Annotated in this window: 14 protein-coding genes and 1 riboswitch; of the genes, 6 read left to right on the plus strand and 8 right to left on the minus strand. The window is 36.6% G+C overall.

The window, feature by feature from the left end:
- Nucleotides 1–50: 50 nt before the first annotated feature.
- Nucleotides 51–1,973: an endonuclease MutS2 gene (locus FA727_RS14025; RefSeq protein WP_136831857.1), complete on the minus strand. Its 1,923-nt coding sequence runs from the start codon at nt 1,971–1,973 to the stop codon at nt 51–53.
- 481 nt (nt 1,974–2,454) lie between these two features.
- A riboswitch (cyclic di-GMP riboswitch) is annotated at nt 2,455–2,542 on the plus strand.
- Nucleotides 2,543–2,681: 139 nt separating this feature from the next.
- On the opposite strand from FA727_RS14025, the gene FA727_RS14030 reads away from it, so the two are divergent.
- Both FA727_RS14030 and FA727_RS14035 read left to right on the plus strand, forming a co-directional pair.
- Nucleotides 2,682–3,026 carry a hypothetical protein gene (locus FA727_RS14030; RefSeq protein WP_136831859.1) on the plus strand — a complete coding sequence of 115 codons (345 nt, stop codon included), beginning with the start codon at nt 2,682–2,684 and terminating at the stop codon, nt 3,024–3,026.
- Between the two features lie 105 nt (nt 3,027–3,131).
- The gene (locus FA727_RS14035) at nt 3,132–3,497 is read left to right on the plus strand and encodes a DoxX family protein (RefSeq protein ID WP_246041890.1); all 366 of its coding nucleotides are present in this window, start codon (nt 3,132–3,134) and stop codon (nt 3,495–3,497) included.
- 35 nt (nt 3,498–3,532) lie between these two features.
- Here the strand turns inward: FA727_RS14035 and FA727_RS14040 are convergent, their stop codons facing one another.
- Nucleotides 3,533–5,149: an acyl-CoA dehydrogenase family protein gene (locus tag FA727_RS14040; protein WP_136831863.1), complete on the minus strand. Its 1,617-nt coding sequence runs from the start codon at nt 5,147–5,149 to the stop codon at nt 3,533–3,535.
- Nucleotides 5,150–5,243: 94 nt separating this feature from the next.
- Between FA727_RS14040 and FA727_RS14045 the strand changes: the two genes are divergently transcribed.
- Both FA727_RS14045 and FA727_RS14050 read left to right on the plus strand, forming a co-directional pair.
- Complete coding sequence (locus FA727_RS14045; RefSeq protein WP_136831865.1) at nt 5,244–5,630, plus strand: MerR family DNA-binding protein; 387 nt, start codon at nt 5,244–5,246, stop codon at nt 5,628–5,630.
- Nucleotides 5,631–5,711: 81 nt separating this feature from the next.
- Nucleotides 5,712–6,077, plus strand: coding sequence for a hypothetical protein (locus FA727_RS14050; RefSeq protein WP_136831867.1), 366 nt, complete (start codon nt 5,712–5,714; stop codon nt 6,075–6,077).
- A 108-nt stretch (nt 6,078–6,185) separates the two neighbouring features.
- Here FA727_RS14050 and FA727_RS14055 read toward each other — a convergent pair whose 3' ends face one another.
- The 4 genes from FA727_RS14055 to FA727_RS14070 all read right to left on the minus strand — a co-directional run bounded on the left by FA727_RS14055 (nt 6,186) and on the right by FA727_RS14070 (nt 10,220).
- Nucleotides 6,186–7,121 (minus strand): SDR family NAD(P)-dependent oxidoreductase, encoded by a 936-nt coding sequence (locus FA727_RS14055; protein ID WP_136831869.1) that lies wholly within the window; start codon nt 7,119–7,121, stop codon nt 6,186–6,188.
- A 254-nt stretch (nt 7,122–7,375) separates the two neighbouring features.
- Nucleotides 7,376–7,945, minus strand: coding sequence for a TetR/AcrR family transcriptional regulator (locus FA727_RS14060; RefSeq protein WP_136831871.1), 570 nt, complete (start codon nt 7,943–7,945; stop codon nt 7,376–7,378).
- An 84-nt stretch (nt 7,946–8,029) separates the two neighbouring features.
- A complete protein-coding gene (locus tag FA727_RS14065; RefSeq protein WP_194138534.1) occupies nt 8,030–9,361 on the minus strand; it encodes a hemolysin family protein in 1,332 nt (443 codons plus the stop codon).
- A gap of 85 nt (nt 9,362–9,446) precedes the next feature.
- A complete protein-coding gene (locus FA727_RS14070) occupies nt 9,447–10,220 on the minus strand; it encodes a TerC family protein (protein ID WP_136831873.1) in 774 nt (257 codons plus the stop codon).
- 346 nt (nt 10,221–10,566) lie between these two features.
- Between FA727_RS14070 and FA727_RS24070 the strand changes: the two genes are divergently transcribed.
- Nucleotides 10,567–10,710: a hypothetical protein gene (locus tag FA727_RS24070; protein ID WP_158318875.1), complete on the plus strand. Its 144-nt coding sequence runs from the start codon at nt 10,567–10,569 to the stop codon at nt 10,708–10,710.
- Nucleotides 10,711–10,974: 264 nt separating this feature from the next.
- On the opposite strand, the gene FA727_RS14075 is transcribed toward FA727_RS24070, so the two are convergent.
- The gene (locus tag FA727_RS14075; RefSeq protein WP_136831875.1) at nt 10,975–12,117 is read right to left on the minus strand and encodes a trans-sulfuration enzyme family protein; all 1,143 of its coding nucleotides are present in this window, start codon (nt 12,115–12,117) and stop codon (nt 10,975–10,977) included.
- 113 nt (nt 12,118–12,230) lie between these two features.
- Complete coding sequence (locus tag FA727_RS14080) at nt 12,231–13,733, minus strand: DHA2 family efflux MFS transporter permease subunit (RefSeq protein WP_136831877.1); 1,503 nt, start codon at nt 13,731–13,733, stop codon at nt 12,231–12,233.
- Nucleotides 13,734–13,957: 224 nt separating this feature from the next.
- Here FA727_RS14080 and FA727_RS14085 point away from each other — a divergent pair, with 224 nt between their 5' ends.
- Nucleotides 13,958–14,836, plus strand: a complete 879-nt coding sequence (locus FA727_RS14085; RefSeq protein WP_136831879.1) for a TetR/AcrR family transcriptional regulator — start codon at nt 13,958–13,960, stop codon at nt 14,834–14,836.
- Nucleotides 14,837–14,838: the final 2 nt, after the last annotated feature.

The raw sequence follows: 14,838 nt of genomic DNA on the forward strand, positions 1-14,838 counted from the left end.
AATAGGTACCCGGCGCTGAATGTTTATCATTCAGTACCAGGTACCTTTTTTCAATCCTCGATCACTTCGTCGATATGTCTTTTACTCATTGCATGACGTAGCTTGCGATTCTCTTTCGTTTCAAAGATGATGTCCATATCGTAGTCCTCTGGGTAGAGCTCCTCCGCAGGAATATACATGACGAGCCTTTTATGATTGAAAATCATCATTTCCCCTTTCACTAAAACCTCCAAATCACCTTTTTCATTTGCTGGCTTTGAGACTATTCCCATCTCGTTTATCGAAGGAATCTGGACATTATCTCCTCGTTTAAATGGAATAGCTTCAAGAGACTTCTCTATTTTGTGACCATGCTTCATTTTCCAAATATGCTTGGTATTTAGCGCTAATTGTTTTTCTAACTGTTGTTTTGAGTACTTAGGCGATGCCTCGTAATCTCTGTTTTCCTTATAGGTAATCCCATGCGCTTTTTCAATCAATTTCGGATGCATACCGAGTCTTAGAGCAATATCGAAGGCCTGACTTTCGCCACCTCTTCCAATAATCAAGCGATATGTTGGTTGGAGGGTATCCATATCAAACTCCATCGCTCCATTTTCAAAGCCCTCTTTCTCGTCTGCATAAGCTTTGATCTCACTATAATGTGTCGTTGCTAATAAAGTCGCACCTTTATGATAGAGTTCTTCTAGGATTACTGTTGCTAATCCCATCCCTTCTGCTGGATCAGTACCTGAACCTAGTTCATCTAATAGAACAAGTGACTTGGGAGTCGTATCCCCAAGAATCTGAATAATATTTTTGATTCTGGAAGAAAACGTACTTAGCGATTGTTCAAGACTTTGCCCATCACCAATATCTACAAGAATCTTTTCAAAAATGGCAATCTCACTTCCACTCTCCGCGGGGACATGCAGTCCCGCCTGTGCCATCATTGTTAATAGCCCCACTGTTTTAACCGTAACCGTTTTTCCACCAGTATTCGGTCCTGTAATCACAAGTGCGTCAAATTCCTCTCCAATAACAAAATCAAGTGGCACAGCCTTCTCTCCTAATAATGGATGCCTTGCTTTCTTTAACCGGATTGTGTGATATTCATTGATTTGTGGCGCAATACCACCAATTAGATTACTGTATTTCGCTTTTGCAAAAATCACATCATACTGAACCATAATGTCTACTGCAAGTTTGATTTCGGTTTCTTTATCTTCAATCAGTCCTGTTAAAACAGATAATACTCGGTGCTCCTCTGCCTCTTCTTGAAGCTTGAGAAGCTCAATTTCATCTTGTATGCTTCCAATCTCCGCTGGTTCGATATATACCGTAGAACCAGAAGCAGAAGTATCTAACACAACCCCATTGATATTCTTTCTGTATTCTTTTTTCACTGGGATTACATAACGACCATTACGTACGCTTACGATATTTTCTTGTAGATACTTACTATTCTTCGATGATTTTAATATTTGCTCGACACGTCCCTTAATTCTCTCTTCTAAAATCGAAACTTGTTTTCGAATCTTTAATAGTTCTTTACTCGCATAATCATCCACTCTTCCATTGCGAATGCAGCGAATAATTTCATCTGCAATATCTTGTAAATCGTACAAGGAGTACACATAGGTACTTATGGTCGGAGCGCTATATTCTGTATCCTTCATAAATCTTTTAATTCGATTGATACAGACTAAGAGCTCATGAATTTCCATTAGCTGCTCCGGTCTAAGGATTATCCCCTTATGAAGGTTTCGAAGAATCGTACTTATTCCTTTTAAACTAGGGATAGGGACACTCGTACTAATCTTCAAAACTTCCTTTGCTTCAGTGACCTCCCTTAGCCATGCTTCAATTTGTTTTTTTACAAAAGATGGCTGGAGATTCTGAATCCGTTCCTTACCCATTTCTGAAATGGCCATTGATGCAATATCCTCTTTTAAATCATGAAATTGCAAAACTTCAATTGTTTGTGAATTCATTTTTTCTTCCTCCTTTAGGTATGAACCATACACGTGCGAGGAAATTAAGAAACAAAAGCGTATTTATTTTATTCCATAAAAAAATCGCAAAAGAACAGAATTGTCCCTTTGCGATTGATCGTATAGGTATAACGAAACAGACCATTAAGCCCATTTCATCAGAATTAGGAGCAAGCGCAAATTGTGTTCTTAACATTCCTGTCTTCAAAAAAAGTGATCACTAAAGAAACCCAAGTTATACACGATTTTTTTGAGACACGCACGTATGAAATTACGTTTAGTTAAGAACTCCAATTTCCATAAAATAATCTCCTTAAATCCTTTAGTCATTCATATTATGGCTAAATACCAATAATATGATACTATATTTTTACCATATTTTCCGAAAAAAGTATACTTTCTAAAAAGTGTTATTTTCTTACAAATAGAGACTTTAGTATCGTATTTTTTATACTTATAGGTTATAATACCTGTATAATAAAAATTTAATAGGCAAAGCCATTGAAAAGTGGGGACGCAAAGCTATAGGGGCTAACGTATTCGAAATACTATGCCAGCCAGTTGCATGAATGAATAAATACATTATTCAATGTATAACCCTCATGCTATGAGGGTTTATTTATTATGTAAGAAAAAGGTCCTTATTGACAAGACATGTCCCACTTTGGTGCTCAAACCTAAATATTTTGTGTTAGAGGGGAATAGATCTTGAAACTTTTGAATCAATCGACACGGTATGATATTTTACGTGCTCAATTCAATTTGGATTCACCAACATTTACGAACGACGACCTAAGCAAGTCACTAAACCGTTTATTTTCTTTCATCTATGAGCAAACAAAAGTCATGTATATTGAATTTATAGATGAGAAAGTTTGCCGCAATTATATTAAATTTCATCACTCCAAGAATTTTTCAGAAGTTAGTTATATGGAGACATTGAAGGACATTAAGAATTTCAATTATTTCCTTCATAATGTAAAAGCGATTAAAGATGCTCCAAAAATCAAACTTTCTATCAAAAATTCATCTTTCTGGATTAGTTTAGACTAATAGTAAAAGCGACCATATCGGTTGCTTTTTTTGATCCTATGGCTACAAAAATAATCCTCATGGTTTGTCCCTTATGCTCATATAGTTTTTATGAGGAGGGATGATATGCATTCAATGAATTTCATCAGATATTCGGTCGCATATGTATTTATCATATCAGGTACAATGAAAATCTTAAGTGAGGAACTTGCAACTACCTTTATAAACCTAGGTCTTCCTTATCCAATTTATTTTATGTATGTAGTCGCGTTGACTGAAATCGTTTGTGGAGGTCTCATTTTAGCAAATAAAAAGGTCAAAACAGCTTCCATTCCTTTAATCCTAATAATGATTGCTGCCATTATCTTAACAAAAGTTCCTTTACTTCATGCAGGTATATTAACGTTCGCCTTCCAAGCTCGCTTAGATATCGTCATGCTATTCCTACTTGCCATCCTTTATCATAAAAATTCATTTAGACCGTTTTCATAACGAAAGGTAGCTCCTTTGGGAACTACCTTTTTCTTTTATAATCTAATCTCGTTTAACGCAACTTCCTGATAAGCCTTAAAAAATGCGCTACAAAACGCATCCCACTCTATTGCCGCTTCTATTGATTCATCTGAAACATGGCCAAGAACTGGCATCTTCAGCAAATCCGTCAATTTAGCTGCGAATTTTTCTATCGTTACTTCAGATGCACCTTCAAGGATGTTTCTAACAAATTCATCTGGAGCATACCAATCCACCACTCTACTTATATCTCGATAGATTTGCGTCAGCAGAAGATTTCTTGGACCTTCCCACTGCTCATTAACGACTACATCACGGAAAATCCGTGGCAGTGATGAGAATTCCTCCATCACTCCATGTCCACCAAATACTGAAATAGCCTCCTTCAGTACTTCCGCTCCCTCACTCGTTGTGCAAATTTTTTGCAGTAAAACTAATTCTCTTAGATTAAATAATTGCTTTCTCACTTCAAGTGGTTGATCTGATTTTAAGCCTGGATTTAATGGCTTATCTAATTGCAAAAATAGATCATATATTTTAAAAGCTCCTGCTGTCGTTCTTTGAGCAGCATTTTCAATTTTCTTCAGCTTACCAGCTGATAAAGGGTAGTCCTTGATTTTTTGCCCAAATACGGTACGGAAATCGCTATACAAATGCGCTTCCCTTGATGCACGTAGCATGAACCCAGCACAAGCAATCCCAATTTCGAGTCGCGATAGGGTTAACACAATTCCAACTGCTACAGCAATACCCTTATCCTTAGGACCAATTGAATAAGCAATCGCCCCATCATATTGAATCTCCCCTGTTGGTAGTTCCGCAGTCCCCATTTTCCATTTAATACGATTTATTTGATAGCTATTTCTCTTTTCCTTCACTTTATCGCCCGGTAGCCATGATGGAACAATAAAAGTTGATACCCTATCTGTTCCCGAAATTTTCGCGGTCACCACGGAATAATCGGCGTGAGCAACTGAACAGAAGAATTTATTACCGTATAAACGATAGTACTTTCCTTCTGGAACAGCTTCTAAGACGTTGGCAGGTAAGTCAGAGCCTCCTTGAATCTCCGACATAAACTGAGCCCCAATCGCGAAGTCCCCATCTATTCCTTCTTTTGTATGCAGCAAGATTTCATGAAGTTCAGGATACTCATCATCTGGAAACTGGCCTAAAAGTGCCACTAGGCCATGTGTACATGTCAAAGGACAAGCGACACCTGCTTCTCCTAATTGATGAATGAGTATTCTTTTAACAAAGCTTTCCCATGGTGACATTTTGCTCGAAAAAAGGCCCTCTCCAAACACAGCTTGTTCTAACTGATGAGTTTCAGAAGGTCTCACAATACGATCAATTCGATTGTTAAAAGCATCATAATGTAACATATAAGGACGGACTTCTGGTCTTGCTAGTTGTTCTGCAAGTCGATTCCAATCTTTTGATACCTTCGGAGAAAAATCTAAGAGTCTTTCATGAATTGTATCGAACTCTTTTCCTAGAAATTTTTCCACTGTTTTTCGTAAGAATGGTTCATCCTTGTACCAATCTAACTCTTCTCGTTTTTGAACAAAATCATTGAAGCTGTAGGAATTGTACCCTTTCGTCTGCAATTCTTCTGGAGCCAACGTCATAGAATGTCACCCCTTCATCAAATTTGACAAATTATATTTTTCAGAATTATTATATATCTAAGTGTACGTTAACGTCAACTTGGAGGGGTATTCTATGTCAGAAGAAAGATATTTTACCATTAGCGAACTAGCAAACATATTTGATATTAGTTCTAGAACTATTCGGTACTACGAAGAAATGGGAATGCTGACTTCCGTAACTCGAGAGAGCCTAACAAAGCAACGAAGCTATACAAATACCGAACGTCGTAGATTAAAACTGATTCTTCGCGGGAAAAAGCTCGGATTCAGTCTTCAGGAAATAAAAGAAATGATCGATTTATATGAATCAAACCCTGAGGGAAAAGTGGAAAGAGAGCGTATAATTGAATTCGCTGATAAGAAACTAAAAGAAATAGATGAACAAATACTTCAGCTTCAAATCCTAAAAGAAGAAATTCTTGCTCATAGAAAAAGATTTCTGGATGTGAAACAGACTTAAAATGTTCAAATATTATCCTATTTTCCCAGCTTTCAATCTCGTATAACCACATTTATAATGAATAAGAAGGAGGTGAATAAAATGGATGACATACTTAAAGCAATACAACAATTAGAAGGTCGAATGAATGAACGTTTCGATCAGATAGAGCAGAAAGCAGATCAAAAGTTTAATCAAATTGATCAAAAATTCGATAAGATCGATCAGAAGTTTGATCGAATTGATGAGAAGTTTGATCGAATTGATGAGAAGTTTGATCGAATTGATGAGAAACTAGATCGTATGGAAACCACACTAAACGCTGTTGCTAGAACATCTAACGACGATACTGTAGCAATTCTCAAAAGAATCGACAACAACACTCAGTCTATCACTAAGGACATTGAATATCTTTCAGAGCAAGTCGGGAAACACGAAATGTACTTCCACCGTATAAACGAAAAGTAACACTTCAATGTTTCCTCAAATTCCTCACTTTATTATTTCACAACTAATTTAGGAGTAACGGACATACTCTTTTACCTCTCCTAAGCACATGTTACTCCTATAAAATTTCTACCCAATATTCTTCATATAATCCAACGTTTGTTTTAATCCTTCTCTGTATGATGTACGTGGCAACTCTCCAATAAATTGTTCATACTTGTTTCCATCTAGCACGACAGGTTCTTCATTAAGATAAAACATTTCAACGACTTCACGCATGATCGGGTCAAAAATGCCAAGGAAACGAATCATGTTCTTCGTAATTGTGGACACACCTTTTTCGTAATTGTCCGTGTCCCTAATTATCTTCACAAGCTCTTTTCCTGAAATAACACCAATCCCTGGGATATTCCAGTTCTGTCCATATGCATTTTCATTTAATGCTAAATTCACAATAGCTTTTGCCCCATCAGGAGTAAATATAAATTCTCGTTTTATTTGTTGATTTCCTACAAACATGGCTCTCTTATTCTTCACTACTCCCTGAAGTGTAAAATGAAGAATGCTGTTTTCAGCATTTGGACCATAAAAATCAGGAAAGTGAGCAATAAGTGCTTTCACGTCCGAATTTTTTACAAGATCTTCAACATTGAGACGAATCCGACCTTTTTTCGTATGTGGATTTTTCGGAAAATCCTCTTGGACCTTCCTTCCATCACTTCTACCATACGCATAAATATTATCAACAATTGCGAGGCTAGCCCCACTTACTTGTGCAGCCGTTAAAATATTCCCCATAAACGTTTCTAGCTTCTTTTCCCACTCTGGATAAGGAATGTTCGCTGCTTGGAAAATGACATCGGCACCTTTAGCTGCATCTTTAATATCTTGACCTTGAAAAATATCTCCCTGAAAAGTGGTCACATTTGTATCATTTTTGAACAGCTTATCTAACTTTGACTTTGTTCGTGCAAATGCCGTAACTTGAATCCCCCGTTTAGATAATTCCTTCACAATTGAATAACCCATTCCACCTGAAGCTCCTAACACAAGTGCCTTTTTCATTTCTATTCCTCCTTTTTATTAACCAATGGTCAATTAAACCTAAAAAAATTAATGAATCGATCTTAGTAGAAGGCTCTTTTCTCAGACTTTGCTGTAATTTAGTAAAATAAAAATTTAATGAAAATTATTACTCTCTAGGGGATAAATAGTGAGAAAAGAGCCTGCACACAAAATAGAAAGTACAATATTATTATTTGTACGTTAAAATCGGCCTTAGGATTTTAACAACAAGTTTTTTCACAGAAAAAACAGTCTTAAAGAATACACCCCATTAGGAAATCCGCATGCATCTCAGCTAAGCCACTTACTTCCTCGAAACCATCTACCTGTCTACAATAATGCGTAACAAAACCATGTAACGATAGAAAAATCGACCAAATCTCCTGAATCGAAACCTTTTTTCCACATAACAAATGGACATTTTTAGCAAAGTTTTCATAGGTGGTATTAGGCTCTTCTTGAATAAAACATTTCACTTCGTCATCTTTAATGAGGAACATGATCTCGTAGTGGCTTTGATACGTGAGCCCAAATTTAATATATCCGATAAAAATTTGCTTAAGCTTTTCTCTATTGTCTAGTTCTTGTTCCATAATTTCTTCTAGGATGTTATTCAGCATTTGGAAATGACTTTCAACTAAGGCGAAAAATAATTCTGCCTTATTTTTAAAATGATAATAAATGGCTCCATGGCTATATCCTAGCTCTTTGGCAATTTGCCTCATCGATACATGCTCATATCCTCTTTCGGAGAACAAAACTCTTGCTGCATCCATTATCATATCTCTTGTTAGCTCTTGGTGGACCGATTTTCGCGGTGACATAATATCCTCCTTATTGACCACTGTTTAATTAAATTATATTCATTTATTGAACAATGGTCAATAAAATTTAAAAAAGAACAGAAATCATTTTTCCTGTTCTTCTTCTTCATTCTCTAGCACTGTTACTTTAACCTTTACAATCCTACGATCATTTACCTCTTCAATTTCAAATAGAGAATTTTCGTATTCGACTTGTGGCTTCTCCTCTGGATCCGGAATATATCCCAACTGGCCAATGATAAAGCCGCTTAATGTATCATAATCATCCGTCGGAAACTCAACCTTCAATAAATCCTCCACATCATCCAAATCTGTCGTACCAGCGATCATATATTTATTTTCGTTAATCTGCTCAATATCGTCGATGTCTAGCTCAGGTTCATCGTATTCATCAAAAATATTCCCGACAATCTCTTCGAGGATATCTTCCATTGTGACGATTCCGTCGGTTCCACCATATTCATCAATCGCAATAGCAACGTGACTCTTATTTTTTTGCATATCCTTAAATACATGATCGATTCGAGTTGACTCGAGTACATAATAAGGCTCACGAATTAATTCTCGCAGTTCAAACGCATCTCTATCTCCATTTTCGATAAAATAGAATAGATCTTTCACATGTAAAATGCCTACGATGCGATCGATATTTTCTTCGTATACAGGAATTCGCGTATACTTCTCCACATTAGCTATATGAACTGCTTCTTGAAAATTCGTATCGACAGGAATCGCTACAATATTCATTCGATGGGTCATAATATCTGAAACGGTTTTATTATCGAATTCAAAAATATTGTTAATCATTACTTTCTCTGTTTCCTGAATGGTCCCTCTTTCTTGGCCCACATCGACCATCATTCGAATTTCCTCTTCTGTCACATTCTCCTCTTCCATATGAGGATCAATGCCAAATAACCGAACTATTAAGTTGGTTGAAAGAGTCAAGAGCTTCACAAACGGGGCAGTAAATTTAGATAACAAAGATATCGGACTTGCCACCAGAAAAGATATTTCTTCAGCCTTTTGAATTGCTAGTCTTTTCGGAACCAATTCCCCTATAACAAGAGTAAAATACGACAAAATTAAGGTCATAATAGCAGTAGAAAGCATCTCTAATACACCTTTTTCAATTGGCAAATTCAATTGACTAATGGCCTCAGTCAATACACCTGCAAAGCTTCTCGCCGTAAAAGCACTAGCAAGAAATCCTGACAAAGTGATTCCAATTTGAATCGTTGCCAAAAAGCGACTAGGTTCAGACAATAGATTCTGAACCACCTGCGCTTTCTTATTTCCTCCATCCGCTAACAGCCTCATTTTATTATCATTTATCGAAACGAGTGCCATTTCTGAGGCTGCAAAAAAGGCATTTACAATAATGAGAATAACAAGAACCATAATTTCAAAACCCAAGAAATTCACCCACTTAGCTAGTGTCACGAGTTCATGATATTACTATGCCCGAACTTCCAAGTGAGTATGAACTTTATAGTCTCAATTATGCTTCTTTGCTTTCTACAACAGCTTTATCTTTGCTAGAAAACCAACCTACAACAGCTATCCCAATCAATACTGTATAGAAGATGATTTTCCATGTGGTAGAATGAGCAAAATCATGCGGTATGATCGCCACTTCTGGATGTCCTAATGTTAATATGACAAGCTTTACCCCTACCCAGCCAACAATGGTAAAAGCAGCAATTTCGAGCCCTGGTTTTGAGTGCAGCAATTTAACAAAGAAGTTTGCAGCAAATCTCATAATGACAACCCCGATTAAACCTCCGGCAAAAATAACGAGAAACTTTCCTCCATCCATACCTCCAATAGTCGGAAGATTGGTATTCGGAAGAGTCATTGCTAGGGCCACAGCTGCAAGAATCGAATCAACCGCAAAGGCAATATCAGCTAGTTCTACTTTAAAAACAGTTGCCCAAAGTCCCCCTTTTGGCTTTTCGTTCTCCTCTTTTTCCTGTTGTTTATCCTTAAAAACAACCTTCCTCACAATATGATTGATGGCAATAAACAATAAGTAAAGAGCACCTATAGCCTGTACCTCCCAAACATCCACAAGATAAGAAATGACAAATAGAGAGCCAAATCGGAAGATGAATGCTCCAACTAAGCCATAAAATAATGCCTTTTTCCGCTCCTCTTCTGGAAGATGCTTGACCATAATAGCCAGCACTAATGCATTATCTGCTGCTAATAGTCCTTCTAGTGCTACTAATAATAACAATACCCAACCATACTCCATTAAAATTGATAAATCCAACGTTCTTTTCCTCCTCTTTTTTCAAATAGTTCTTTGTTCTTTCTCTAGCTAATCAGGTCCTCTAAAAAGGAAAAAGCCCTAACCGATTTGGTAAGGACTTCAAAAATACAAAAAAGACCTTTACCAATGGTAAAGGTCTTGCTAACAACGATAATATTTACAACTTGGTTGCAAATTGTTGCCAACAAAGCCGAGAGACAAAGGTCTCTGAAATGACGACTTTGCTGTAAAAGCTACTCCCCTTTAGGAGAACTATTAACTTACTTTTATTATATTCAAAAACTTTGGGGTTCGTCAATTAATTTTAACTATAGAGTGCACACTATCACAAAGGAGGGATTTCTGAATGGACCCGAAATCACATCATCCAGTAAATATGAGCAAAAGCACACTAAGAGAAAGATTAAATAATAAAAACATCTCTGATTTTAGCAGTGGAACTTTAAGACGTATAGCTTTTTCAAATCATAGCCGTTCTCGCCAAGATTAAAAAGCGTACCCAGCTCGGTACGCCTTTTAGTTTTTTTATTTTATTGAAAAATAAGCGTAAAATTTCCGGCTAAATCAAAAAATTTACCCATTTCCCTATAAATAAACGGAATTTTTCCTGTTAAGCTATACATATTTCATGATTTTAAAGCTTTTTAGGTCATTTAGCGGAAAATCTCCGTCTATTTCACCTAATAACCATCATTTATTTAAAATAAACGGAATTTTTCCGTTTAAGTAGGAACATCCACTAACAGAGCCTATTTTATAATAACGAACCTTCAATTGCCTCTTCAAATACTTGAATAATATCATCCGCATGCTCAATTCCAACAGAGATACGAACGACATTGTTTGTGATTCCTAAAGCCTCTTGTGCTTCCTTCGGTAAAGCACGATGAGATGTTTTTAACGGATGAGATACCGTCGTTTCTACACCTGCTAGAGTTGGGGCAATTTTTACCCATGAAAGTGATTTGAAAAACTGATTCACATCAACTTGTTGACCTAGCTCAATGGTGACCATTGCTCCATATCCTTCTTCTGCTTCTTGAAATGGATAATAGGTCTTCGAGATATAATTATTTTCTCTTAAAGCATCTGCTAATTTTCTTGCGTTAGATGATTGACTCTTCATCCGTAGCGCCAATGTTTTTAGACCACGACATGTTAACCATGCTTCAAACGGACTAACATTCGCCCCTAAATTAACAACTTTAGCTCTTGCCTTCGTTAGTAAATCTTCTCTACCAACCAACACACCAGAAGTCACATCACTATGTCCACCAATATATTTTGTTGCACTATGAACAACCATGTCCACTCCTAGTAAATATGGATTACTATGATATGGCGTTGCAAACGTATTATCGACAAGTGTCAGCAAATCATATTGTTTTGCTAAAGCAACGACAGATTCTAAATCCTCCACTCTCAAAAACGGATTCGTAATTGATTCTGTATAAAGTAACTTTGTATTTGACTGGATTTCTTTTTCCACTAATGAAAGGTCGGAAAAGGAAACAAACGTTGTTTCAATACCTAAATCATGGAGCTCTGCTTTTAATAAATGAAAACTTCCACCATATAAGTCATCTGCAGCCACGATGTGATCTCCACTTTTAACAGCAGCAAGAACTCCTGCTAAAATCGCTGATAATCCAGATGATGTGGCAATGCCCTCTGGTGCTCCTTCAATTGCAGCAACTGCTTTCCCTAGTTCATCAGGGTTGGGATTTCCTGTACGTGAATACAAGTAATTTCCTTCGCCTTGATAGTAGCCTTCTAATTCATCTAGATCGGCAAACGTAAATGCAGAAGTTTGATAAATTGGTGTCACCTTACTTTTGATCGGCTGTTCACTCTTTTTTACACTATGTAGTAACATCGTTTCAAACTTCTTCGTCATTCAAAGCACCCTCTTATGTAGAATTGATTTATTATATCAAAAACCATTTTTAAGAATTTTTCAAGAAAAAATTTTTTCAATACAAAAAAGAAGGGGATGGGTCCCCCTCCTCATTAATTCTCTGCTAATTTTGTATTTACTTGTGCTTTCGGTTTTTCTTGAATAGGATCTTCTGCCGGAGTTGATCGTTTAATAAAGAAAGCAAGAACGAGTGCTACAGCAGCAATAATAGAAGCAACAAAGAATGCATCATTGATTCCTTCAAGCATTGCTTGCGCCTTAAGTTGTGCCATTGCAGCTTCTGTTGGTGGAGCGGTCAAAGATTTTGCCATTTCAGTAGCATGTGTTTCTGTACGATTTGACATGATGGTCACTAAAAGTGCTGTACCAATCGCACCAGAAACTTGGTTTAATGTATTATTCATCGCAGTACCATGTGGATAAAGTCTTCGTGGTAACTGATTTAATCCATTTGTCGAAACAGGCATCATTACCATGGACATACCAAACATACGAACCGCATGTAGTAGCATTAAATGTGTATAGCTTAAATCAAGGGTTAAATTACTAAATAAATATGTTGTAACAACCATAATCACTAACCCAATTACCGCTAAAATACGTCCTCCGACTTTATCGAATAGTCTACCATTGATTGGTGACATTAATGCCATTGCGAGTGCCCCTGGTAACATTAACAATCCTGCATCGAGTGGAGAAATTCCTCTTAGCGTTTGAACATAAATCGGAACCAACAACATACCTGCAAACATTGCCATATTCACTACCATCGCAATGGAAGACGACAAAGCAAACATTGGATACTTAAATACTTGGAAATTAAGCATTGGTCTTTCTAGTTTGGATTGACGAAGAATGAACCAAACTAGACAAATGACTCCCACAGGAATTGTAATATATACATGCGGGCTGTCCCAACCTTTGCTACCAGCTGAGCTAAATCCATACAATATTCCACCAAATCCTATGCTTGATAGGATAAGCGAAAAGAAATCAAGACTGATATTAACTTTTTCCTTCTTGTCTTTAAGTAAAAAGAATCCGATGAGGAATATTACGACTGCAATCGGTGTTACAAAATGGAATAACATTCTCCAATCATAATGTTCAATAATCCAACCGGACAATGTTGGTCCAATTGCTGGAGCAGCCATTAAAATTAAGCCGAACACACCCATTGCTGCTCCCCTTTTTTCTACGGGGAAGCTTACAAGCATTACGTTCATTAAGAGTGGCATCATAATTGCTGAACCAGAGGCCTGTAACATACGTCCAGTTAATAGTACTGGAAAATCATGTGCCATGCCGGCAACAACTGTACCGATCGTAAATAATCCCATCGCCACTAAGAAAAGTCTGCGAACCGAATATTTTTCGATTAAAAAGGCTGTCGCTGGAATTAATATCCCGTTAACAAGCATAAATCCAGTCGTTAACCACTGGACTGTTGCTGCCTCGATTTCTAATTCCACCATAATTGACGGTAAAGCGATATTTAATAATGTATTGTTTAAAAAAGCAATAAATGCTCCAATCATTAAGACAGCGATAATTCCATAAGGTGGACGATCCGTCTTTTTCAAAGATTGTTCCATAGTCATACCCCCTGTTAGACGCACAGTCTATATTATTGTACTGTTATTTCACATAAGACATATCATATACCAGCAGTTCATGAATTGCAATTAAAAGATTTCCTATTACTGTTTAATTTGAGTAGAACAAGAAAAACATGTAATATCATAGTTATACTAGCAGTCTAATTAGAGCGCTTTCTTTTTTTAAAACGAAGGAAATCCATGCAAATAGGTGATGAATTGTGAAGGACAGAAAACAAAAAGTAATTAAAATGGCCCATCAATTGTTTATAGAAAAAGGGTTTCAGGCCACATCGATTCAAGATATTTTAGATTATAGCGGGATTGCCAAAGGAACATTTTATAATTATTTTTCTTCTAAAAATGAATTATTAATCGCCTTAATTAAATCTCTTTATCAACAAATTGAAACTGAACGAGACGAATTGCTAATTGGAAAGGATCCTACCGATATCGAAGTGTTCATCAAACAACTCGAGCTCCAATTAGAATTTAACCGTACGAATAATTTATATACTCTCTTTGAAGAAGTGATGATTTTAAATGATGATGAACTGAAACAATTCATTCGAAAAAGTCACCTGAGGGTATTGAGATGGGCTTACGGAAGATTCTTATCTATTTTTGGAGAGGAGAAAAAACCCTATTTGTTGGATTGTGCCATTACTTTTTTTGGAATTTTAAACCATAATTACAAATATAATTTTGTCGCTGAAAAATCTCCAAGTACGCTGTACAAGGTCGTTCGCTATAGCGTGAACCGCTTAGTGAAAATAGTTGATGAGGTTGCTGAGTCTGGTGAACAACTTCTTCGTCCTGAACTTTTAGATTCTTGGGCTCCAGAAGGAAGTAATCATAAAAAAGCCTTTCAGCAAGAATTACATACTATCATTCTTGCGCTGAAAAAATTACTCGAACGTAATTCAGAGGCGAGAAAATATGCGGAGCTTCTTGATTTCATTTATGATGAGCTCGTTGATGAGAAAGAACCACGCCATTTCTTAGTGGAGAGTGCACTTACTTCATTGAAACAAGAAATAATACTTAGTAAAACCGATGAGTTTAAGCGACTTGAGGCGCTTGTTGTTAAAACAAATTAATT

This window comes from Robertmurraya kyonggiensis, from assembly GCF_005116465.1.
Classification (GTDB): Bacteria; Bacillota; Bacilli; order Bacillales; family Cytobacillaceae; genus Robertmurraya; species Robertmurraya kyonggiensis.

What these genes read in the sequence shown, in the direction of transcription:
- FA727_RS14025 (WP_136831857.1), bottom strand. Translation starts at nt 1,973, where the DNA reads ATGAATTCACAAACAATTGAAGTTTTGCAATTTCATGATTTAAAAGAG.
- FA727_RS14060 (WP_136831871.1), bottom strand. Translation starts at nt 7,945, where the DNA reads ATGTCACCGCGAAAATCGGTCCACCAAGAGCTAACAAGAGATATGATA.
- FA727_RS14035 (WP_246041890.1), top strand. Translation starts at nt 3,132, where the DNA reads ATGCATTCAATGAATTTCATCAGATATTCGGTCGCATATGTATTTATC.
- FA727_RS24070 (WP_158318875.1), top strand. Translation starts at nt 10,567, where the DNA reads ATGGACCCGAAATCACATCATCCAGTAAATATGAGCAAAAGCACACTA.
- FA727_RS14075 (WP_136831875.1), bottom strand. Translation starts at nt 12,117, where the DNA reads ATGACGAAGAAGTTTGAAACGATGTTACTACATAGTGTAAAAAAGAGT.
- FA727_RS14080 (WP_136831877.1), bottom strand. Translation starts at nt 13,733, where the DNA reads ATGGAACAATCTTTGAAAAAGACGGATCGTCCACCTTATGGAATTATC.
- FA727_RS14050 (WP_136831867.1), top strand. Translation starts at nt 5,712, where the DNA reads ATGGATGACATACTTAAAGCAATACAACAATTAGAAGGTCGAATGAAT.
- FA727_RS14040 (WP_136831863.1), bottom strand. Translation starts at nt 5,149, where the DNA reads ATGACGTTGGCTCCAGAAGAATTGCAGACGAAAGGGTACAATTCCTAC.
- FA727_RS14055 (WP_136831869.1), bottom strand. Translation starts at nt 7,121, where the DNA reads ATGAAAAAGGCACTTGTGTTAGGAGCTTCAGGTGGAATGGGTTATTCA.
- FA727_RS14045 (WP_136831865.1), top strand. Translation starts at nt 5,244, where the DNA reads ATGTCAGAAGAAAGATATTTTACCATTAGCGAACTAGCAAACATATTT.